Here is a 21,949-nt window from a genome sequence, read left to right as displayed (position 1 = left end):
CGCATCCCGAAAGGGCATAGCCAGCCCTTTAGAATCCCCGCATGTCTTATCTCGTGCTCGCCCGCAAGTACCGTCCGCGTAATTTCTCTGAAATGGTGGGGCAGGAGCACGTGGTGCAGGCCCTCAGCAACGCCCTGACCACCCAGCGCCTGCACCATGCTTACCTGTTCACGGGTACGCGTGGCGTGGGCAAAACCACGGTGTCGCGCATTTTGGCCAAGTCGCTCAACTGCCAAGGCCCGGACGGCACCGGCGGCATCACCGCCACCCCCTGCGGCGTGTGCAGCGCCTGTACCGATATCGACAGCGGCCGGTTTGTGGATTACACCGAGCTGGATGCCGCCTCCAACCGGGGCGTGGACGAAGTGCAGGCCCTGCTGGAGCAGGCCGTGTACAAGCCGGTGCAGGGCCGCTTCAAGGTCTTCATGATCGACGAAGTGCACATGCTCACCAACACCGCGTTCAACGCGATGCTGAAAACCCTGGAAGAGCCGCCCGAATACCTGAAGTTTGTGCTGGCCACCACCGACCCGCAAAAAGTGCCGGTCACCGTGCTGTCGCGCTGCCTGCAGTTCAACCTGCGCCCCATGGCACCCGAAACCGTGCTCTCGCACCTGACCCAGGTGCTGGCCACCGAGGGCGTGCAGGCCGACACCGGCGCGCTGCGCCTGCTGTCGCGCGCGGCCCGGGGCTCCATGCGCGATGCCTTGTCGCTCACCGACCAGGCGATTGCCTTTGGCAACGGCCAATTGCAAGAGGCCACAGTGCGCCAGATGCTGGGCAGTGTGGACCGCAGCTACGTGTTCCGCCTGATCGATGCGCTGGCCCAGGGCGACGGTAAAACCGTGGTCGAAACCGCCGAAGCCCTGCGCCTGAACGGCCTGAGCGCCGCCTCCACGCTGGAAGAAATGACCAATGTGCTGCAGCGCATGGCCGTGCTCCAGGCCGTGCCCGGCATGCCGGTGGATGAGGCCGACCCCGAAGCCGCCGACACCGCCCGCCTGGCCCAGGCCATGCCCGCCGACGAAACCCAACTGCTCTACAGCCTGTGCCTGCATGGCCGCGCCGAGCTGGGCCTGGCGCCTGATGAGTACGCCGCCCTGACCATGGTGCTGCTGCGCCTGCTGGCCTTCAAGCCGGGCAGCCCGGTGCGGCAATCGGCGGAAAAAAAAACTCTGAGTGAGCCCGTTCGGGCACCGATGCCGCTGCCTGCACCGGCTCCCGTGGCGGTCAAGCCGGTTGAAATACCACCGCCGCCACCGGTAGCTGCGCCTGTCATACCTGCCGTGCAGGAACTGCCGGTGCGCGTACAGGCCGAGCCCAGCGAACGCCTGCAAGCCCGCCCCGTTCCGGTGGCTGCACCCCCGGTGCACACGGTAGACGGCGATTACTGGCACGCCACGGTGCAGCAACTGATAGCGGCAGATGCCGTGGGCGGCCTGGTGCGCGAGCTGGCTTTGCAGTCGCAACTGCTGGCGGTGGACGGTGGCAATTGGCGGCTGCGCATCGAACGTGAATCTTTGAGCCAGCCCATGAGCCGCGAACGCCTGCGCGTGGCGCTGGAGTCGATCACCCCCAACGCCACGCTGGATGTTGAGGTCGGCAGCGTGGCCGACAGCCCGGCCAAGCGCAATGCTGCGGCGGCCAATGAAAAACAGCGCATCGCCGAAGAGATCATCCTGGGCGACCCGCTGGTGCAATCCCTGATGCGAGATTTTGGTGCGAAAATCGTGCCAGGAACGCTAAAACCTGTTTAATTTCAACCACTTACTTAGGAATCTCCATGTTCAACAAAGGACAACTCGCCGGCCTCATGAAGCAGGCCCAGGCCATGCAGGACAACATGAAAAAAGCCCAGGACGAACTGGCTTTCATCGAAGTCACCGGTGAGTCCGGCGCAGGCCTGGTCAAGGTGCTGATGACCTGTAAACACGATGTCAAACGCATCACCATCGACCCCAGCCTGCTGGCCGACGACAAAGACATGCTGGAAGACCTGGTCGCCGCCGCCTTCAACGCCGCCGTGCGCAAAGCCGAAGAAACCAGCCAGGAAAAAATGGGCAAGTTGACGGCTGGCATGCCCGGCCTGCCAGGCGGCATGAAGTTCCCGTTCTGATGGAATTGAAGCCTTTTAGGCCTCTAGCGCTTATTCCAAGGGCGCAAGCAGCTACTGAAAATATAGCAAAGGGCCTGCGTGGCTGACTCCAGCGCCCTGAACGCCTTGATCCAGGGTCTGCGCCGCCTGCCGGGCGTGGGCGTGAAGTCGGCCTCGCGCATGGCGTTCCATCTGCTGCAGCACGACCGCGAAGGCGCGCAGCTGCTCTCCCAGGCGCTGGCGCAGGCGGCGGGCAACGTCAAGCACTGCGCGCTGTGCCACACCTTTACCGAAAACGACATCTGCGACACCTGCCAGGACGAAACCCGCGACGCGACCAAGCTGTGCGTGGTGGAGAACCCGGCCGACCAGTCGGCGGTAGAGCGCACTGCGGCCTTCAAAGGCCTGTACTTTGTACTGATGGGCAAGATCAGCCCGCTGGACGGGGTGGGGCCCAAAGACATTGGCCTGCAAAAGCTCATCGACCGGGCCAGCAACGGCTTGGTACAAGAGGTGATTCTGGCCACCAACTTCACCGCCGAGGGCGAGGCTACGGCCCACGTGATCAGCGTGGCCCTGAAGGCGCGCGGCCTGCAGGTGACGCGGTTGGCGCGCGGCGTGCCGGTGGGCAGCGAGCTGGAGTACGTGGATCTGGGCACTATCGCGCATGCGTTTGTAGATAGACGTTAACCCTTAGCTCAAAACGTTACGGGCAAACCCCGACGGGGATGGTCCCAATGTGTAACAAATAGATGAGCCTTATGCTGGTGCAAACGCCACCCGCATGACCCACCATCCATTTCCCCGCCGTTCCTTTCTGGCCGCAGCCTTGCTGGGTGCGGGCCTGCATGCGACGGCTACACGCGCCCAGACCAAGCCGGAAAAAAGCCGGCTTACGCTGGCCGTGGACGGGGAAGCCGCGCTCTACCACCTGCCGCTGACCATTGCCGACCAGCTGGGCTACTTCAAGGCCGAGGGGCTGGAGGTGGACATCAGCGACCTGGTGGGCGGTGCCCGGTCGCCCGTGGCCATTCCCGGCAGCGTGGCCGATGTGTTTGCCGGTGCGTTTGAAAACACCATCCACAGCCAGGCCAAGGGCCAGATGTTCCAGTCGTTTGTGCTGCAGGGCCGGGCACCGCAGATTGCCCTGGGCGTGTCCACCCACAACATGCCCGACTACCGCGTGCTGGCCGACCTGCGGGGCAAGCGCATCGGCGTGGCTGCGCTGGGCGCGCCCTCGCACATGGTGGCCAACGTGGTGTTGGCGCGCGCGGGGGTAGGCCCGGGCGAGGTGCAGTTTGTCGGCATCGGCTCGGCGGGGGCGGCCTTGTGGGCCTTGCGCTCGGGCCAGATCGATGCCATCTGCAACAACGACCCGGTGATGGGCATGCTGGAGCAAAAAAGCGACATCAAGGTTGTGTCGGACACCCGCACCTTGAAAGGCGCGCTGGATGTGTTTGGCGGGGCCATGCCGGCGGCCTGCCTCTATGCGCCGCTGGAGTTTGTGCGCAAGAACCCCAACACCGTGCAGGCGCTGGCCAACGCCATGGTGCACGCGCTCAAGTGGCTGCAAACCGCCGGGCCCAGCGACATCGTGAAAATGGTGCCCGAGAGCTATTTTCTGGGCGACCGCGCCATCTACCTGGCGGCCTTCAACAAGGCCCGCGAAGCGATTTCACCCGACGGGCTGCTGCCCGACGGCGGCCCCCAAACCGCTCTGGCGGCCCTGGGCAGCTTCGACCCGCTGGTCAAGGCGGCCCGCATCGATCTGGGAAAAACCTACACCAACGACTTCGCCCGCCGCGCCAAAGAGCGTTTCAGGGCCTGACGGTATATTTGAGCTTTTTAGGCCTCTAGCGCTTATTCCATAAGCGCGGAAAGCTATTAAAAAAATAGCAATCTGCTATTTGTTGCGGGTGGTTTTGACCACCTTGTCTTTGCTGCTGCGGCTGGACTTGCGGGTTTCGGTGCTGCGGGTGCTGGCTTTGGCCACGGGTGCAGATTTGGCGCTGCTACGTGTGACGGCCTGGACCTTGCTGCGGCCCGCGCTGCGGGGCGCGGACATGCGCACCGGCAGGTACAGCACCACTTGCTGCCCGGCCTTGAAGCCCGCGTTCAGCTTCAGGTCGTTCCAGTCGGCCACGTCGCTGGCGCTCACGCGGTAGCGCTTGGCAATGCTGGCCACGGTGTCGCGCTTGCCGGCCTTGACGGCGGCCTTGCGGTTGACAATTTCGGGCGACAGACTGAGTTGGGCGGTGTCGGCCACGTGCTCGCTCACGTCCTGCATGGTGGCCGAGCGCGGCACGATCAGGGCCGAACCGGCCTTGATCAGCATGCGCGGCGGGATGTTGTTGACGCTGCGCAAGTCGTACTCGCTCATGCCCACCTGCTGGGCGGCGGCGCTCACGCTCATGGTGCTGGGCACCGTCCAGGCGGACCAGCTGGCGTATTGGCCCTGGGTGTAGGCTTCCAGATTGCGGGTGAACACGGTGGCGTTGTCCCAGGGCAGCAGGATTTGCGGCGTACCGGCGGCCAGAATCACGTTGCGGTGGGCCGAAGGGTTCAGCGCCTTGAAGTCGTCCAGCTTCACATTGGCCAGCTTGGCGGCCAGTGCCACGTCGATGTCGCGGGAGATGTCCACGCTCTGGAAGTAGGGGTGGTTTTCGATCAGCGGCAGCTCGGTGCGGAACAGGTCGGGGTTGGCGATGATGTTCTTCACCGCCTGCAGCTTGGGTACGTACAGCCGGGTTTCGGCAGGCATGTTCAGCTCGCTGTAGGTGATGCCCAGCCCGGCCTTCTGGTTGCGGGCAATGGCGCGGCTGACGCTGCCTTCGCCCCAGTTGTAGGCCGCCAGGGCCAGCTGCCAGTCGCCAAACATGCCATACAGCTTTTGCAGGTAGTCCAGCGCGGCGCGGGTCGAGGCCAGCACGTCGCGGCGGTCGTCGCGGAAGATGTTTTGCTTGAGCTCAAAGTAGTTGCCGGTGGCCGGCATGAACTGCCACATGCCGGCCGCCTTGGCGCTGGACACCGCCTGCGGGTTGAAGGCGCTCTCGATGTAGGGCAGCAGGGCCAGCTCGGTGGGCATGTTGCGGCGTTCCAGCTCTTCCACCACGTGGAACAGGTATTTGCTGGAGCGCTCGGTCATGCGCTGGATGTAGTCGGGGCGGGTGCTGTACCACTGCTCGCGGTCGGACACCAGGTCGCTTTGCAGATTGGGCATGGCAAAGCCGCGGCGGATGCGTTCCCACAGGTCGGCCGGGGCCTTGAGCTGGGCGACACCGCGTGACGCGGCTTCAGCGGCGGTGATGGGCTGCAGCACGCCACGCGGGTACACCGCCGTGTGCGGCAGGGTGGCTTGCTGGGGCGTTGGCACAGCCTGCGGGTTGGCAGGCACGGTGGCTGCGGCATCGGGCTTAGGCCCAACCGTGGCACAGCCGGTGAGCCACAACAGGGCGGACAGGCTGGCAAAGTGGATGAATTTCATGAAAACTGGTTTTTCCAGGTGCGAAGTGCGCCCAATACGCTGGCTTCGTCGAGGGTGGACGCATCAAACGCCAGCGCGGCCTGTTGGACCGACGCACAGCGGGTGCGTAAAAAAGGGTTGATGGCAAGTTCCAGCGTCATGCTGGAGGGCAAGGTGGGCAATTGGGCCGCACGCTTGGCGACACACTCGGCCTGGTATTGAGCCAGCGCGGCGTTGTCTGGTTCCACAACACGGGCAAATTTCAGGTTACCCAATGTGTATTCGTGGGTGCAGCATACCCGGGTGCTGCCGGGCAGGGCCGCCAAAGCGGAAAGCGACGCCAGCATTTGCGCCGGTGTGCCCTCAAAAAGCCGCCCGCAGCCGCCCGAAAACAGGGTGTCGCCGCAAAACAGCAGCGGTGCGCCGTCCCACTCGGGCGCAAAGTAGGCAATGTGCCCGGCGGTGTGGCCGGGAACGTCAAAAATATCGAAGGCAATGCCCAGGGCCGTGATGCGATCGCCCTGGCGCAGCTTGTGCAGCGGCGTGGGGATGTTTTCGCGCGCCGGGCCATAAACCGTGGCCCCGGTGGCGTCGCGCAAGGCATCCACACCGCCGACATGGTCCGCGTGGTGGTGCGTGACTAGAATGGCCTCCAGCTGCAGACCGTGCTGCTGCAGCGCGTGAAATACCGGCTGTGCATCGCCCGGGTCCACCACCAGCGCACGCTGTCCATCGTGCACCATCCAGATGTAGTTATCGGCAAAAGCAGGCAGGGCAAGCAAGTTCATGGGCAGCGAAATTATAAGTTTGCACGATTGGTTGAAGACCCCGCCGGGCCAGTATCTGCTGGACTGGGAGCGGGCGCGCTTCGACGAAGCGGTGGCCGATGTGTTTGGCTACCATGCGCTCCAGCTCGGGCTGCCGGAGTTGCCAGGGCTGCAGAATAACCGCATACCGCACCGTTGGCTGGCTACCGACGGCCCCATAGCGCCTTTGGCGACAGATTCCTATCCGGAGTCACCCACCCTGGCGTGCGATTTTGCCGCCTTGCCGTTCTCGGAAAACAGCCTGGACCTGCTGTTGCTGCCCCACGCTCTGGAACTCAGCCCCGACCCCCATGCCACCCTGCGCGAGGTCGAGCGGGTGCTGGTGCCCGAGGGCCGGGTGGTGATTGCGGGCCTGAACCCCATGAGCCTGTGGGGCCTGCGCCAAAGCCGCACCCGGCTGCTGCACCGCCTTGGCCTGGGCGAAAACTACCTGCCCGAGGTGGGCGAGGCGATTGGCTACTGGCGCTTGCGTGACTGGCTGCGCCTGCTGAGCTTCGAGGTGGAGTCGGTGCAGTTTGGCTGCTACCGCCCCCCGGCCCGCAGCGCCTCCTGGCTGGAGCGCATGCGCTGGATGGACCCCGCAGGCGAGCGCTACTGGCCGATTTTCGGCTCGGTCTATTTTGTGGTGGCGGTGAAACGGGTGCGCGGCATGCGCCTGCTGGGCCCGCGCTGGAAGGTGTCCAAGGCCCTAGCGAATGCGCCGGTGCCCATTGCCAACAAAGGACACCGCTAGTGCATCTGGTAAAAACGACGCTCTGTTTGATGAATTAGAAAGCTGTATTTGAACCACGTAGATATGTATACCGACGGTGCCTGCAAGGGCAACCCGGGCCCCGGCGGCTGGGGTGTTTTGCTGACCTGGGGCGGCACCGAGAAAGAAATGTTTGGCGGCGAGCTGGCCACCACCAACAACCGCATGGAAATGATGGCCGTTATCGAAGGCCTGAGCGCCCTCAAGCAGCCCTGCAGCATCACCCTGTACATCGACAGCCAGTACGTGCTCAAGGGCATGACCGAATGGCTCAAGGGCTGGAAATCGCGCGGCTGGCTCACGGCCTCCAAAGAACCGGTGAAAAACGTGGATCTGTGGCAGCGGCTGGACGCGCTGGTCAACACCGCCGGGCACAAGATCGACTGGCGCTGGGTCAAGGGCCATGCAGGCCACCCGGGCAACGAGCGCGCCGATGCGCTGGCCAACCGGGGTGTCGATCTGGCCCTGGGTAAACGGTAACTCCCGGCATGGCGGACCACAGCTTTCTTTGGCACGACTACGAAACCTTCGGTGCCAATGCCCGGCGCGACCGCCCCGCCCAGTTCGCCGCCATCCGCACCGATGCCGAGCTGAACGAGATCGGCGCGCCCATGATGCTGTACTGCCAGCCCGCGCCCGACTTTCTGCCCGACCCCCAGGCCTGCCTGATCACCGGCATCACGCCGCAAATCTGCCTGCAGCGCGGCGTGCCGGAAGTGGCGTTTGCCAATGAAATTGAACAAGCCTTCAGCCAGCCCGGCACCATCGGCGTGGGCTACAACACCATCCGCTTCGACGACGAGATCACCCGCTCCATGTTCTGGCGCAACCTGATCGACCCGTATGCCCGCGAATGGCAAAACGACTGTGGCCGCTGGGACCTGCTGGACGTGGTGCGCACCGCCTATGCCCTGCGGCCTGAAGGCATTGAATGGCCGACCAAACCCGATGGACAGCCCAGTTTTCGGCTCGAAGACCTGGCCCGTGCCAACGGCCTGCTGCACGAGGCCGCGCACGATGCCTTGTCCGACGTGCGCGCCACCATCGCCCTGGCCCGCCTTATCCGCACCGCCCAGCCGCGCCTGTTCGACTTCTGCCTGGGCTTGCACAAAAAAGACCGCGTGGCGGCGGAACTAGGCCTGCCCACCACGCTGCAGACGGCCAAGCCGTTTTTGCATATCTCCGGCATGTTCCCGGCGCAGCAGGGTTGTCTGGCGCTGATGTGGCCGCTGGCCATGCACCCGCAGCACAAAAACGAGCTGATTGCCTGGGACCTGGCCCACAGCCCGGCTGAACTGGGCCAGATGAACGCCGCCGACATCCGCCTGCGCCTGTTCAGCAAGGCCGAAGACCTGCCCGAGGGCGTGACCCGCCTGCCTATCAAGACCATCCACCTGAACAAGTCGCCCATGGTGGTGTCCAACCTGAAAACCCTGTCGCCCGCGCTGGCCGAGCGCTGGGGCCTGGTGGGCGACACGCTGCGCGCCCATGCCGCCGAGGTACGTGCACTGCCCGATATGAGCGCCATCTGGCCCGAGGTGTTCAGCCGCCCGCCGCAGGAGGCGCGTGATGTGGACGAAGACCTGTACGGCGGCTTCGTGGGCGATGGCGACCGCCGCCGCCTCAACGACCTGCGCGCCCTGTCGCCCGAAAAATTGGCCGGGGCCCGCGCCAGCTTTGACGACGAACGCCTGGTTGAGCTGCTGTTCCGCTACCGCGCCCGCAACTTTCCCGCCACCCTGAGCGCGGAGGAAGCCGCCCGCTGGGAAGCCCACCGCGCCGCGCGCCTGTTTGACGGGGAGGGCGGAGCCCGCACCATCGAAGGCCTGTTTGCCGAAATCGACACTTTGTCAGAGACGGCAGACGAGCGCGGCGAAGAAGTCTTGGGCGCGCTGTACGATTACGCCGAAGCGATCGCCCCCGACCGCGATTAACTTGGAACCCCACCAGCCATGGCAAGAAGTCTCAGCAGCCTATGGTTGAAAAGCCTCACCCGTATCGCCAAATCCCAGCAAAACCAGCTGGTCCGCAGCCTCACCTCGGCCACCAAAAAGGCCACCAAAGCCGCGGTGAAACAGGCGCTGGCACCGCCTAAACCTCCTCCCAAGCCCAAGGCCACGCCTAAACCCAGGGCCAAACCGGCGGCAAAACCAGCTTCCAAACCCGCTGCCAAGCCCGTCTCCAAACCCGCACCCCCCGCTGCGCTGCCCGGCAGCTGGACCCGCTCGTTTCACGCCGCGCCCAACGGCCAGCGCATGACCTACTGGCTGTACCTGCCGCTGCGTGACAAGGCGCAGGCGCTCAAACCCTTGCCGCTGGTGGTCATGCTGCACGGCTGCACCCAGACCGCGCCCGAGTTCGCCCAGGGCAGCCGCATGAACGCCCTGGCCCAGCGCAAGGGCTTTGCCGTGCTGTACCCGCAGCAGCTGGTGACCATCGATGCCCACCGCTGCTGGCAGTGGTACCAGCGCGCCACGCAACAGGGCGGTGGAGAAGCCGGGCTGGTGGCGGGCATGGTCACCCATGTGGTGGCCAGGCTGGGGCTGGATGCCAGCCGGGTGTACCTGGCGGGTATTTCGGCCGGTGCCGCGCTGGCCCAGATCATCGCGCTGCGTTACCCGTTTCGCATCGCCGCCGTGGGCCTGCATTCCGGCCCGGTGTTTGGCACGGCCGACAGCCGCATGACGGCCTTTGGGGCCATGCAGACCGGGGGCGGCACCCATGTGGCGCAGGCGGTGCAGGCCACCGTCGATGGCGGCGGCTTTCCGCGCATGCCCGCCATCGTGCTGCACGGCGATGCCGACAAGGTGGTGCGCATCGTCAACCAGCAGCAGGTGGCGCAGCAGTTTTTACGGGTCAACGGCATCGCCGACCTGGCCCCGGTCACCTTGCTCACCCCCGCCCGGCCCAAAGGCCGCAACCCGCGCCATGCCTTCCAGACGCAGGACTACCGTGTGGGCCGCAAACCCATTGTTTCGGTCTGCCGCATCGCCGGGCTGGAGCACGCCTGGAGCGGCGGCGACGGCACGCTGCGCTTCAACGACAGCGTAGGGCCGGACGCCAGCGCTTTGCTGTGGGCGTTTTTTAGCAAGCACCGGCGGCTGCGCACACTGAAGTAGTTTGCTATTGACTTTATAGCTGCTTGCGCCGATGGAATAAGCGCAGGAGCCCGATTTCTTATGAATCACCAACTAAGGGAAACTCCTGAGGAAGTTGGCTGTAACCCGTCAGTAACTTGTAAAAAACCCTGCCCATAATCCAGCCAACAAAATAAACCTGTCGCCGGATTTCGGTGCGCAGGCAACGGAGGCCGAACATGCGCAGTACGCACCCTTACCAGCAGGGCCTGGAGAAGAATTCCGCCAATTTTGTGGCGCTGTCGCCGCTGAGCTATATCGCCCGTTCGGCCCACGTCTACCCCGATCGGCTGGCCGTGGTGTACGGCACGCGCCGCCAAACCTGGGCCACCACCTACACCCGCTGCCGCCAACTGGCCAGCGCCCTGCAAGCCCGGGGCGTGGGCGTGGGCGATACCGTGGCGGTCATGCTGCCCAATGTGCCCGCCATGCTGGAAGCCCACTTTGGCGTGCCCATGTCGGGCGCGGTGCTCAACACCTTGAACACCCGGCTGGATGCCGAAGCCATCGCCTTCATGCTGCAGCACGGCGAGGCCACGGTGCTGCTGACCGACCGCGAGTTTGCCAGCGTGGTGGAAAAAGCGCTGGCCATTCTGGGTGACAAGCGCCCCTTCGTCATCGAGGTCGAAGACGATCTGGCCCCACCCGGCAAAGCCTTGGGCGATACCGATTACGAAAGCTTCATTGCCCAGGGCGACCCGCAATTCGCCTGGCAACTGCCCGCCGATGAGTGGGACGCGATTGCGCTGAACTACACCTCGGGCACCACCGGCAACCCCAAGGGCGTGGTCACCCACCACCGCGGCGCGTATTTGAACGCGGCCAACAACGTGCTGTCGTGGCAGTTGCCGCACCACGCGGTGTACCTGTGGACGCTGCCCATGTTCCACTGCAACGGCTGGTGCTTCCCCTGGACCATGGCCCTGGTGGCGGGCACCAGCGTGTGCCTGCGCCGGGTGGACCCGGCGGTGATCTTCCCGCTGATCCGCGAACACTCCATCACCCACCTGTGCGGCGCGCCCATCGTCTACAGCATGCTGGTGCACGCGCCCGCCGCCCTGCGCGAAGGCATTGAGCACATCGTGCAGGGCCTGATTGCCGGGGCCGCGCCGCCCGCCGCCGTGATCGAAGGCTGCGAAAGCATTGGCATCCGCATCACCCACGTCTACGGCCTGACCGAGGTCTACGGCCCGGCCGCCGTCTGTGCCCAGCAGGATAGCTGGACCGGCCTGCCCCCCGAAGAGCGCGCCCGGCTCAACGCCCGCCAGGGCGTGGCCTACCCGCTGCAAGAGGCCATGGCCGTGCTGGACCCCGAAACCCTGCAGCCCGTGCCCGCCGACGGCGTGACCATGGGCGAGCTGTTTTTTCGGGGCAACATCGTGATGGCGGGTTACCTGAAAAACCCCGCCGCCACCGCCGAGGCGTTTGCGGGCGGCTGGTTCCATACCGGCGACCTGGCGGTGCTGCACCCCGACGGCTACGCCCAGATCAAGGACCGCAGCAAGGACATCATCATCTCGGGCGGTGAAAACATCTCCAGCATCGAGGTGGAAGACGTGCTGCACCGCCACCCGGCGGTGATGCTGGCGGCGGTGGTGGCCCAGCCCGACGAAAAGTGGGGCGAGGTGCCCTGCGCGTTTGTCGAGCTCAAGCCCGGTTCACAGACCACCGAGGAAGACATCATCCTCTTTTGCCGCACGCTGCTGGCCCGCTTCAAGGTGCCCAAACGGGTGGTGTTCGGGCCTTTGCCCAAGACATCCACCGGCAAGATCCAAAAATTCGTACTCCGCGCGCAGACCCCTGGCGCAAAAAACTAGGAACCGCATGGCGAATGACACCATTTTGCAAACCCAAGGCCTGACCAAAGAGTTTTTAGGCTTTGCCGCCGTCTCCAAGGTCGACCTGAAGGTCCAACGCGGCAGCATCCACGCGCTGATCGGCCCCAACGGCGCGGGCAAGACGACAGTGTTCAACCTGCTCACCAAGTTCACCCAGCCCACCCAGGGGCAGATCCAGTTCAACGGTATCGACATCACCACCGACACTGCCATCCAGGTGGCGCGCCGGGGCATGGTGCGCTCGTTCCAGATTTCGGCCACCTTTGGCCACCTGACGGCGTTGGAAAACGTGCGCGTGGCCTTGCAGCGCAAGCGCGGCGACTCGTTCAACTTCTGGTCGTCGGTGCGGCGGCTGGACTCGCTCAATGCCCGTGCCATGGCCTTGCTGGAGGAGGTGGATTTGCAAAGCTTTGCCGACACCGTGGCGGTGGAAATGCCCTATGGCCGCAAGCGCGCCCTGGAGATCGCCACCACGCTAGCCCTGGAGCCCGAGTTGATGCTGCTGGACGAACCCACCCAGGGCATGGGCCACGAGGACGTAGGCCGGGTGGTGGAGCTGATCCGCAAGGTATCGAAAAACCGCACCATTTTGATGGTGGAGCACAACCTGTCGGTGGTGGAGTCGCTGTGCGACACCATCACCGTGTTGCAGCGCGGCAGCGTGCTGGCCGAGGGCAACTACGCCACCGTGTCCCAAGACCCGCGCGTGCTGGAAGCCTATGTGGGGGTGGAAGCATGAGCGACGTGAATACCGGCAAAGAAGTTTTACGCCTGAAAGGCCTGCACGCCTACTACGGCGAATCGCACATCCTGCACGGCCTGGACCTGCACGTGAACACCGGCGAGCTGGTCACCCTGCTGGGCCGCAACGGCGCAGGCCGATCCACCACGCTCAAGGCGATTCTGGGCCTGGTGGGCAAGCGCACCGGCTCCATCCAGTTCAACGGGCAGGAGATCACCGGCGTGGCCCCGCACCGCATTGCCCGCATGGGCATGGGCTACTGCCCGGAAGAGCGCGGCATCTTCGCAGGCCTGTCCACCGAAGAAAACCTGCTGCTGCCGCCCATCGTGTCGCCCGGCGGCATGACGCTGGACGAGATCTACACCCTGTTTCCCAACCTGCTGGAGCGGCGCAACAGCCCCGGCACCCGGCTGTCGGGCGGCGAGCAGCAGATGCTGGCCATGGCGCGCATCTTGCGCACCGGGGCCAAAACCCTGTTGCTCGACGAGATCACCGAAGGCCTGGCCCCGGTGATCGTCAAAAAGCTGGGCGAAGTGATCCGCCTGCTGAAAACCCGGGGCTACACCATCGTGCTGGTGGAGCAAAACTTCCGCTTTGCCGCCCCGTTGGCGGACCGGCATTACGTGTTGGAGCATGGCCAGGTGGCCATGGTGGTGCACAAAGATGAGCTGGCGGAGAAGACCAGCGCGATGCAAGCCCTGCTTGGGGTTTGAATTTTTAACTGTTGATCCAAGGAGACTTTCCATGAAACGCAAACTCAAACCTCTTGCCCAAGCGGTAGCCTTGTCCATCGTTTTGGCCACCGCCGCCCAGGCCCAGGTGTCAGACGGCACCGTCAAGATCGGCGTGCTGACCGATCTGTCGGGCACCTACTCAGACCTGGCCGGCAACGGCACCGTCATTGCCACCAAGATGGCCATTGACGACTTTACGGCAGCGGAAAAGCCCACGTTCAAAATCGAAATGGTCTCGGCCGACCACCAGAACAAAGGTGACATCTCCAGCAACAAAGCGCGTGAATGGATCGAGCGCGACAAGGTGGATGTGGTGACCGAGCTGGTCACGTCCTCCACCGCGCTGGCGGTGCAAAAAATCGGCAAGGAAAAGAACCGCATCGTGCTGATCAACGGCGCGGGCTCCACCGCTATCACCAACGAAGCCTGCAACGACGTGACTGTGCACTGGGCCTACGACACCTACGCGGTGGCCAATGGCACGGCCAAAGCCGTGACCAAGGCAGGCGGCAAGAAATGGTTCTTCTTGACCGCCGACTACGCCTTTGGCCACGCGCTGGAAAAAGACGCGTCCGACGTGGTCAAGACCAGCGGCGGCGAGGTGGTGGGTGGTGTGCGCCATCCGTTCCCCACCTCGGATTTCTCCTCGTTCCTGCTCAAGGCCCAGTCTTCGGGCGCGCAGATCATTGGCCTGGCCAATGCGGGTGGCGACACCATCAACTCGATCAAGCAGGCGGCTGAATTTGGCATCACCGGCAAGCAGCAGCTCGCGGGCCTGCTGATGTTCATCACCGACATCCATTCGCTGGGCCTCAAAACCACCCAGAACATGTACCTCACCGAAGGTTTCTACTGGGACCTGAACGACGAAACCCGGGCCTGGTCGAAGCGCTTCTTTGCCCAGCACAAGCGCATGCCCACCATGGTGCAGGCAGGGCAGTACTCGTCCACCATGCACTACCTGAAAGCCGTCAAGGCCATCAACAGCGACGACACCGCCAAGGTGATGGCGCAGATGAAGAAGACCCCGGTGAACGACTTTTTCGCCAAGAACGGCACCATCCGCGACGATGGCCGCATGGTGCACGACATGTACCTGATGCAGGTCAAGACCCCGGCCGAATCCAAGTCGCCATGGGACTACTACAAGGTCAAGGCCGTGATCCCGGCGGCCGAGGCCTTCCAGCCCCTGTCGGCCTCGCGCTGCCCGCTGATCAAGAAGTAAGCGAAATTTGCATGGCTCCTTCCCCCTTCGGGGGAAGGTTGGGATGGGGGCACCCCCACCCCGGCCCTCCCCCGGAAGGGGAGGGAGCGATACCAGACACCCCCACGAGACCTCTCCATGGAAATCTTCGGCATACCGTCACCCGCCTTCTTTGGCCAGCTCTTGCTGGGGCTGATCAACGGCTCGTTCTATGCCATCCTGAGCCTGGGGCTGGCCATCATTTTTGGCCTGCTCAACATCATCAACTTTGCCCACGGGGCGCAGTACATGGTGGGCGCGTTTGTGGCCTGGATGGGCTTTACCTGGCTGGGCATTGGCTACTGGTGGGCGCTGATTCTGTCGCCGCTGGTGGTGGGGGCGGTGGCCGTGGTGATCGAGCGCACCATGCTCAAGCAGCTCTACAAGCTCGACCACCTCTACGGTTTGCTGCTGACCTTCGGGCTGGCGCTGATGGCCGAGGGCGTGTTCAAGAACTATTTCGGCGTGTCCGGTGAATCCTACGAGGTGCCCGAGCTGCTGCAGGGCGGCATGAACCTGGGCTTCATGTACTTGCCGATCTACCGGGCCTGGGTGGTGGTGGCGGCCATGACCGTGTGCTTCAGCGCCTGGTACGCCATCGAGCGCACCAGCCTGGGGGCCACGCTGCGGGCAGCTACCCAGCGGCCCGACCTGGTGCAGGCCCTGGGCATCAACGTGCCGGTGCTGCTGACGGCCACCTACGCGGTAGGGGCCGGGCTGGCCGCATTTGCCGGGGTGCTGGCTGCGCCCATCATGCAGGTGAACCCGGTGATGGGCTCCAACCTCATCATCGTGGTGTTTGCCGTGGTGGTGATTGGCGGCATGGGCTCTATTTTTGGCTCCATCGTCACCGGGCTGGGCCTGGGTGTGGTGGAGGGGCTGACCAAGGTGTTCTACCCCGAAGCCTCGGCGGTGGTGATTTTTGTGGTGATGGTGCTGGTGCTGCTGGTCAAACCCGCAGGCCTGTTCGGCAAGCAAGCCTGAAAGACTGTATGAACGCTATGACTGAACGCCAGCGCACTTTTGCCCTGTTTACCGTGCTGATCGTGGTGGGCTGTATCGCACCCTTTGTGCTGTACCCCACGTTTTTGATGAAGCTGCTGTGCTTTGCGCTGTTTGCCTGCGCCTTCAACCTGCTGTTGGGCTTTGCCGGGCTGCTGTCGTTCGGGCATGCCGCGTTTTTTGGCGGCTCGGCCTACATCACCGGCTACCTGTGCCGCGACCTGGGCCTGAGCCCTGAGCTGGGTCTGCTGGCCGGGGCCGCGTTTGGTGGCGTGCTGGGGGCGCTGTTTGGCCTGCTGGCCATCCGCCGCGAGGGCATTTACTTCGCCATGATCACCCTGGGCCTGGCGCAGCTGGTGTACTTTGTGGCGCTGCAAATGCCGTTTACCGGCGGCGAAGACGGCATGCAGGGCATACCGCGCGGCAAGCTGTTTGGCGTGGTCGACCTGAGCGACAACATCGCCATGTACTTCTTTGTGTTTGCGGTGTTTCTGGGCGGCTTCTGGCTGATTCACCGCACCATCCATTCGCCGTTTGGCCAGATCCTGAAAGCCATCCGCGACAACGAGCCGCGTGCCATCTCGCTGGGCTACGACGTGGCCCGCTTCAAGCTGCTGGCGTTTGTCATCTCGGCCTCGCTGGCCGGGCTGGCGGGTTCGATGAAGTCGCTGGTGTTCCAGCTGGCTTCGCTGGCCGACGTGCACTGGCACACCTCGGGCCAGGTGGTGTTGATGACGCTGCTCGGCGGCCTGGGCACCATCCTCGGGCCGGTGGCCGGGGCCTTCACCATCGTCAGCCTGGAAAACCTGCTGGCCGACAAGGTGGGCTCCTGGGTCACGGTGATCATGGGCGCGATCTTTGTGGTCTGCGTGCTGCTGTTCCGCCGTGGTGTGGTGGGCGAGATCGGGGCCTTGTTCAGCAAGAAGCCAGCAGCGGGACCGGCAGGGCACTGAGCATAATTGCTCCTGTTTTTGACATCAAAAACAGGAGCTGCTCACGCTTATGGAATAAGCACAGGGGCCTTGTTTCATGCCTGAAACAAGGCCATTTTTTCCAGCGTGGTTATTTACGCTCGCCTGGCCCCGGTGCTGCGCCGCAGCGTGGTGGATGGCCGCTCGCCAAACGCGCGCACATACACCGCCGAAAACGACGACAACTGGGGGAAGCCCCAGGTGTAGGCGATGTGGGACACGGTGGCACCTGCGCCGCCCACCAGCAGCTCCGCCCGCGCACCATGCAGGCGCAGATTGCGCAAATACGCCATGGGCGACATGCCGCGAAACCGCATGAAGCCGCCCTGCAGCGAGCGCACGCTGGTGCCCGAGGCGGCGGCGATGTCGCTCAGTCGCAAAGGCCGGGCCGCATTGGCCGCCATGAAGTCGATGGCCCGCTTGACATGGCCGGGGCTGGGTAGGTGCGCCTGGCGCGACATCTGCGGGCCATAGCTGTGCGGAATGGATTCCAGCACCAGGTTCAGGATGGCTTCGCGCAGGCTGGTGAGTGCGGCGGGGTATTTGCGCAAGGGGGCTTCGTTCTCGTCGCCTTCCACGCCCTCGAACACCAGGCGCGATAGCGACGCAGCCAGGTGGGCGGCGGGCGTGGCCAGGTCCACATCGGGCGCAAACTGGATGCGGCGCAGCACCGGCTGGTCGATCAGTTCGGCCAGTCGGCTGTGCATCTCTTGGGTGGTGACGGTGATGCGGGGCAGCAGGGTGTCGGGCCCGAGGACGGCGTGGGTCACGCTGCTGTAGTCCATCATCATGCCCACGCCGGGCCGGGTCTCCAGGCTGCGGTGCCCCGCCATGCGCACGGCAAACGAGCCCACCGAGGGAAGCGCCAGGCAGTAGCCATCGAACACGCTGTCAAAAGCCCATTCCACCCCGGCGGGGCACAGCACCCGTGAAATACAAATGCCCCCCGTCATCACCGCCTGGGCCTGCACGCTGAACCCCACAGGGCTCACCGGCACGGCGCGCACCGGCGCGTGGTAGGCCGAGACAATGCTGCGGTACTCGTCGATATCGTGCGTCTGAAATTGCAGGCGCACCGGTTGGGTGGGGGCATCGGCTAAAGGCATGCGCCGAAGATACTAGCGCGCGCGCCCACCGCCACCAAAACCCCCCGGCACCCGAGGGAAAAGTTGCGTAAAAACGCAAAGCCATGCGCAATTGCAGCAGCGCGGGCGGTTGGCCGGGTGAAGGCCAGCAGTTACTGCTGTTTTTGATGTCAAAAATAAGAGCTGCAAACGCCTATGGAATAAGCGCAGGCACCGTATTGGCAGCCTGAAAAATAGCCTTTGTTTTCAGAAGCGGCCCGTACCGGCGCGCCGCAGGGTGGCCGATGGCCGCTCGCCAAAAGAACGCATGTACAAGGTGGAAAAAGACGATAGCTGGGGGAAACCCCAGGTGTAGGCAATGTGGGACACCGTGGCACCTGCGCCCCCCGCCTGCAGCTCTGCCCGCACCCCATGCAGGCGGATATGGCGCAAATACGCCATGGGCGACATGCCCTTGAAGCGCATGAAGCCGCTCTGCAGCGAGCGCACGCTGGTGCCCGATCTGACGGTGATGCGGTTCAGCGTGGTGCCCGCCCCCAGCACGGTGCGGGTGACAGAGGTGGAATCCACCAGCAGGCCCCCACCCGGCGCGCTCTCCAAAAGGCCCCGCTTTGCCAGGTGCACGGACAGGGATCCCGAGGCGGGCAGTGTCAGCCCATAGCCATCAAACACGCCGTCAAAGGTCAGCCCCATTCCCGAGGTGTGCGCCGAGCGCGACACGCAGACACCGCCCATCATGATGGCCTGGGTCTGCGCCGTGAACACCGCCGAGCCAAACGGCTCGACCCGCACGGCAGCATGGTGCGAAGACAGCAGGCCCTGGAACTCAGCCACATCCTGTGTTTGGTGGTTCAACCGAAAAGCCTGGTGCGGATCTGGTGGGGTGGCGTGCATTGTCAGGCCATGGTAGCGCCCAGGCTTTGAACGGGGGGCATCTGCCGACAGGCTGAAAAAAACTTGCGTGAAAACGAAAGCAGATGCGCAAATTCGTAAGTGGTTGTTGCTGGCGTGTCACTCGGCGCTAGGCGGGCTGTGTCCCTCTTGAGACACTGCCAACGCCGCATTCAGCCCCGCGGGAGACCGCATTTGCAACCCACTCAGAGCACCCACCACATGCATTTTTTCAGCAGCTTCGGCATCGCCAAGCGTCTCTACACCGTTGCCTTGGCCCTGGGTTTGGCCTTTGCCGGATTGGCGATTTTTACGCAAGTGGAGCTGTCTGCCGCAGCCAGCCTGGCCCACCGAACCGGCACCTTGCGGGTGCCGCAGCTGCAGCGCATGGCGGCCATGGAGCTGGCCGTGACGCGGGTGTCGCTGCAAATCCGCCATTCCATACTGGCCCGTACGCCACAAGAGCTGGCCACCACCCTGGCCGACATTGCGGCCAAACGCAAGTTTCTGGAAGACACGCTCAGCGATTATGAGAAAGACATCCTCGATGCCGCAGGCCGCGAGCGCTACGCCAAGATTGCGCCGCTGGTGGCCAGGTTCTGGCAGGCGGGCGAGCCCAACATCCAGCTCATCCAGCAGGGCCAAAAGGCCGAGGCTTTTGCCTTTCTGGTGGACAAAACTATTCCCGTGCGCAACGAGCTGCTGGAGGTGCTGCACGACACCGCGAAGTTCCAGGAAACCGCCTTGCGCAACGAGATTGGCGAGATCGAAAGCGGCACCGCCCGTGTAACCCAGGTGCTGGTGTCGCTGGTGGTGGCTGCCATCGTGTGCCTGGCGCTGTTTGCCTGGACCGTCGCCAGCACGCTGCGCCGGCGCATGGCGGTGTCGCAGGCGGTGGCCGAGCGGGTGCGCGATGGTGACCTGGCCACCGCCGTGCGCGACGATGCCAACGACGAGTTCTCGCCGTTGCTCGCGGCCATGGCGGACATGCAGACCTCGCTCACACGCGTCGTCAGCCATGTGCGCCAGAACGCCGACGGCGTGGCCACGGCCAGCGCAGAAATTGCCCAGGGCAATGCCGACCTGAGCCAACGCACCGAACAGCAGGCCAGCGCACTGCAGCAAACCGCGGCTTCCATGGAGGAGCTGAGTTCCACCGTGCAGCAAAACGCCAACAACGCCCGGCAGGCCAACCAGCTGGCCCAGGGTGCCAGCCATGTGGCGACCAAAGGCAGTGAGGTGGTGGGCCAGGTGGTGGACACCATGCGCGGCATCAACGACAGCTCGCAAAAGATCTCCGACATCATCAGCGTGATCGACGGCATTGCCTTCCAGACCAACATCCTGGCGCTGAACGCCGCGGTAGAGGCCGCCCGGGCCGGTGAGCAGGGGCGGGGCTTTGCGGTGGTGGCCAGCGAAGTGCGCAGCCTGGCCCAGCGCAGCGCCACCGCGGCCAAAGAGATCAAGGTGCTGATCGACAGCAGCGTCTCCAAGGTGCACCACGGCGCGCTGCTGGTGGGCACCGCAGGTACCACCATGGCCGAGATCGTCAGCGCCATCCGCCAGGTCACCGACATCATGGGCGCGGTCAGCCTGGCCAGCAACGAGCAAAGCCAGGGCGTGGCCCAGGTGGGCGAGGCCATTGTGCAGATCGACCAGGTGACCCAGCAAAACGCCGCCCTGGTGGAGCAAAGTGCCGCCGCTGCAGGCAGCCTGAATGCGCAAGCACAGCAGCTACTGCAGGCCGTGTCGGTGTTCAAGCTGGACCCGGCGGGTGGGCATGCGGTGGCAGCACGCCCCCGCCCCATACGGCCCCAGCTGCCTACCACACCGGCTTGGACCCGCATTTAGAACAAGAACAGACGCGGCCCCTATTTCTACGCCATGCCCATACGATCTCTCAACCTACACCACACCCACCACAAGGCCCTGTTTGACGCACTGACCCAATTGGTCCGCGATTTCGCCACCCTGGCGGCCGACTCCGACCCACGGCTGCTGCTGGAGCTGGACCTGCGCCTAGCACAAGGCTGCATGACGAGTTTTCAGTTCTCGATTGGGCGCTCAGGGGCCCTGGCGTGCAGCCTCTTCGTGATGCGCCAAGACGGCCACATCTACGAAGTCATGAACATCGACGCACCACCCACGGACAAGCCTTTCAGTTTTGTAACACCGGCTGAGCGAACCTAGTACAGCGGCCTGGCATGGGGCATAAATGCTCCTGTTTTTGATATCAAAAACAGGAGCTGCTACCGCCTATGGAATGGGCGCAAAGGCCTGATTTTGTGTCCGAAAAATGGCCTTCAATCCAATAACTCGGGTTCCGCCTCCACCAGCCCTTCGTACAGGCTTTCAAATGCATGCAGCGCCCCCTCGGGCTTGCCGATCTGGCGGTGGGTGTGGCGGGCGGTGGCCTCGTCGATTGGCTGCGGCGTGCCTGCGGCTTCGGCCAGCAGCTGGGTGTGGCAGGCGTTGTCCAGCGCGATGTACCACCACGCGGCGGCCTCTACCGTGGGCCCGGCGCTCAGGATGCCGTGGTTCTTCAGGATCGCGCCCTTGCGGTCGCCCAAAGCGCGGGCGATGCGCAGGCCTTCGCTTTCGTCCACCACCATGCCGGTGAAGTCGTCAAACAGCGCCACGTCGTCGTGGAACACGCAGGCATCCTGCGTCAGCGTGTCCAGCTTGCGGCCCAGGGTGGACCAGGCCTTGCCGTAGGTGGAGTGGGTGTGGGCGGCGGCGATGATGTTGGGGTTGTGCTCATGGATGGCGGCGTGGATGGCAAACGCGGCCTTGTTCAAAGGCCGGTCGCCAATCACCGTCTCGCCCCGGCTGTTGACCAGCAGCAGATCGGACACCTTGATGCGCGAGAAGTGCACGCCCAGAGGATTCACCCAGAAGTGGTCGGTCAGCTCGGGGTCGCGGGCGGTGATGTGCCCGGCCAGGCCCTGGGCAAAGCCGAAGCGGGCAAACAGCCGGAAAGCACCGGCCAGGCGCTCCTGCCGGTGGCGGCGCTCGGCGGCGATGCTGGTGCGCGGCGGGATGGGGTCGAACCAGAATTTTTGCTGCGGGTGCGGATTGAGTTGCAAGGCGTTGCGGTCAATGGATAAAACGGCGCTCATGGGGATCCTTGAAACAGAAAGGTGTGGCCACAGGCTAACCAGCCACCACCG

21 protein-coding genes are annotated in these 21,949 nt (G+C 64.2%); 16 read left to right on the top strand and 5 right to left on the bottom strand.

What is annotated here, in order from left to right; all coding sequences use genetic code 11:
- Positions 1-41 precede the first annotated feature (41 nt).
- The 4 genes from dnaX (at position 42) to AC097O_RS22315 (ending at position 3,923) form a co-directional block, all read left to right on the top strand.
- Positions 42-1,757: a DNA polymerase III subunit gamma/tau gene (gene dnaX, locus AC097O_RS22330; protein ID WP_479595162.1), complete on the top strand. Its 1,716-nt coding sequence runs from the start codon at positions 42-44 to the stop codon at positions 1,755-1,757.
- 26 nt (positions 1,758-1,783) lie between these two features.
- Complete coding sequence (locus AC097O_RS22325; protein ID WP_315184245.1) at positions 1,784-2,116, top strand: YbaB/EbfC family nucleoid-associated protein; 333 nt, start codon at positions 1,784-1,786, stop codon at positions 2,114-2,116.
- A 78-nt stretch (positions 2,117-2,194) separates the two neighbouring features.
- Positions 2,195-2,785: a recombination mediator RecR gene (gene recR, locus AC097O_RS22320; RefSeq protein ID WP_315184249.1), complete on the top strand. Its 591-nt coding sequence runs from the start codon at positions 2,195-2,197 to the stop codon at positions 2,783-2,785.
- Positions 2,786-2,879: 94 nt separating this feature from the next.
- Complete coding sequence (locus AC097O_RS22315; protein ID WP_479595161.1) at positions 2,880-3,923, top strand: ABC transporter substrate-binding protein; 1,044 nt, start codon at positions 2,880-2,882, stop codon at positions 3,921-3,923.
- 75 nt (positions 3,924-3,998) lie between these two features.
- Here the strand turns inward: AC097O_RS22315 and AC097O_RS22310 are convergent, their stop codons facing one another.
- Together AC097O_RS22310 and gloB are read right to left on the bottom strand one after the other, a co-directional pair.
- Positions 3,999-5,579, bottom strand: a complete 1,581-nt coding sequence (locus AC097O_RS22310) for a transglycosylase SLT domain-containing protein (protein WP_479595160.1) — start codon at positions 5,577-5,579, stop codon at positions 3,999-4,001.
- The gene (gene gloB, locus AC097O_RS22305) at positions 5,576-6,346 is read right to left on the bottom strand and encodes a hydroxyacylglutathione hydrolase (protein WP_479595159.1); all 771 of its coding nucleotides are present in this window, start codon (positions 6,344-6,346) and stop codon (positions 5,576-5,578) included. The genes AC097O_RS22310 and gloB overlap by 4 nt, the downstream gene beginning before the upstream one ends.
- Here gloB and AC097O_RS22300 point away from each other — a divergent pair.
- The 10 genes from AC097O_RS22300 to AC097O_RS22255 all read left to right on the top strand — a co-directional run bounded on the left by AC097O_RS22300 (position 6,345) and on the right by AC097O_RS22255 (position 16,785).
- A complete protein-coding gene (locus AC097O_RS22300; RefSeq protein ID WP_479595158.1) occupies positions 6,345-7,118 on the top strand; it encodes a methyltransferase domain-containing protein in 774 nt (257 codons plus the stop codon). The genes gloB and AC097O_RS22300 overlap by 2 nt on opposite strands.
- Before the next feature lie 48 nt (positions 7,119-7,166).
- On the top strand, positions 7,167-7,616 hold the full coding sequence (rnhA, locus tag AC097O_RS22295; protein WP_479595157.1) for a ribonuclease HI: 450 nt from the start codon (positions 7,167-7,169) through the stop codon (positions 7,614-7,616).
- 8 nt (positions 7,617-7,624) lie between these two features.
- A complete protein-coding gene (gene sbcB, locus AC097O_RS22290; protein ID WP_479595156.1) occupies positions 7,625-9,070 on the top strand; it encodes an exodeoxyribonuclease I in 1,446 nt (481 codons plus the stop codon).
- Positions 9,071-9,088: 18 nt separating this feature from the next.
- Positions 9,089-10,255 carry an extracellular catalytic domain type 1 short-chain-length polyhydroxyalkanoate depolymerase gene (locus AC097O_RS22285; RefSeq protein ID WP_479595155.1) on the top strand — a complete coding sequence of 389 codons (1,167 nt, stop codon included), beginning with the start codon at positions 9,089-9,091 and terminating at the stop codon, positions 10,253-10,255.
- Between the two features lie 197 nt (positions 10,256-10,452).
- A complete protein-coding gene (locus AC097O_RS22280) occupies positions 10,453-12,090 on the top strand; it encodes an acyl-CoA synthetase (protein WP_479595154.1) in 1,638 nt (545 codons plus the stop codon).
- Positions 12,091-12,097: 7 nt separating this feature from the next.
- Positions 12,098-12,850, top strand: a complete 753-nt coding sequence (locus tag AC097O_RS22275) for an ABC transporter ATP-binding protein (protein ID WP_479595153.1) — start codon at positions 12,098-12,100, stop codon at positions 12,848-12,850.
- Entirely contained in the window at positions 12,847-13,566 is a 720-nt protein-coding gene (locus tag AC097O_RS22270) for an ABC transporter ATP-binding protein (RefSeq protein WP_479595152.1), read from the top strand. Before AC097O_RS22275 ends, AC097O_RS22270 begins: the two co-directional genes overlap by 4 nt.
- A 31-nt stretch (positions 13,567-13,597) precedes the next feature.
- The gene (locus AC097O_RS22265) at positions 13,598-14,812 is read left to right on the top strand and encodes an ABC transporter substrate-binding protein (protein WP_479595151.1); all 1,215 of its coding nucleotides are present in this window, start codon (positions 13,598-13,600) and stop codon (positions 14,810-14,812) included.
- A 117-nt stretch (positions 14,813-14,929) separates the two neighbouring features.
- Complete coding sequence (locus tag AC097O_RS22260) at positions 14,930-15,814, top strand: ABC transporter permease subunit (RefSeq protein WP_315184282.1); 885 nt, start codon at positions 14,930-14,932, stop codon at positions 15,812-15,814.
- A 17-nt stretch (positions 15,815-15,831) separates the two neighbouring features.
- Entirely contained in the window at positions 15,832-16,785 is a 954-nt protein-coding gene (locus AC097O_RS22255) for a branched-chain amino acid ABC transporter permease (protein ID WP_479595203.1), read from the top strand.
- A 113-nt stretch (positions 16,786-16,898) separates the two neighbouring features.
- On the opposite strand, the gene AC097O_RS22250 is transcribed toward AC097O_RS22255, so the two are convergent.
- Together AC097O_RS22250 and AC097O_RS22245 are read right to left on the bottom strand one after the other, a co-directional pair.
- Positions 16,899-17,909 carry an AraC family transcriptional regulator gene (locus tag AC097O_RS22250; RefSeq protein WP_479595150.1) on the bottom strand — a complete coding sequence of 337 codons (1,011 nt, stop codon included), beginning with the start codon at positions 17,907-17,909 and terminating at the stop codon, positions 16,899-16,901.
- 225 nt (positions 17,910-18,134) lie between these two features.
- The gene (locus AC097O_RS22245) at positions 18,135-18,743 is read right to left on the bottom strand and encodes an AraC family transcriptional regulator (protein WP_479595149.1); all 609 of its coding nucleotides are present in this window, start codon (positions 18,741-18,743) and stop codon (positions 18,135-18,137) included.
- 258 nt (positions 18,744-19,001) lie between these two features.
- Between AC097O_RS22245 and AC097O_RS22240 the strand changes: the two genes are divergently transcribed.
- On the top strand, positions 19,002-20,630 hold the full coding sequence (locus AC097O_RS22240) for a methyl-accepting chemotaxis protein (RefSeq protein WP_479595148.1): 1,629 nt from the start codon (positions 19,002-19,004) through the stop codon (positions 20,628-20,630).
- 33 nt (positions 20,631-20,663) lie between these two features.
- On the top strand, positions 20,664-20,969 hold the full coding sequence (locus tag AC097O_RS22235; RefSeq protein ID WP_479595147.1) for a hypothetical protein: 306 nt from the start codon (positions 20,664-20,666) through the stop codon (positions 20,967-20,969).
- Between the two features lie 113 nt (positions 20,970-21,082).
- Here the strand turns inward: AC097O_RS22235 and AC097O_RS22230 are convergent, their stop codons facing one another.
- On the bottom strand, positions 21,083-21,898 hold the full coding sequence (locus tag AC097O_RS22230; RefSeq protein WP_479595146.1) for a class II aldolase/adducin family protein: 816 nt from the start codon (positions 21,896-21,898) through the stop codon (positions 21,083-21,085).
- Positions 21,899-21,949 lie beyond the last annotated feature (51 nt).

It is taken from the genome of Rhodoferax sp. LS1P39 (genome assembly GCF_056521425.1).
The sequence above is the reverse complement of the archived record's forward strand: the minus strand, read 5'-3'. Positions and strand labels throughout refer to the sequence as shown.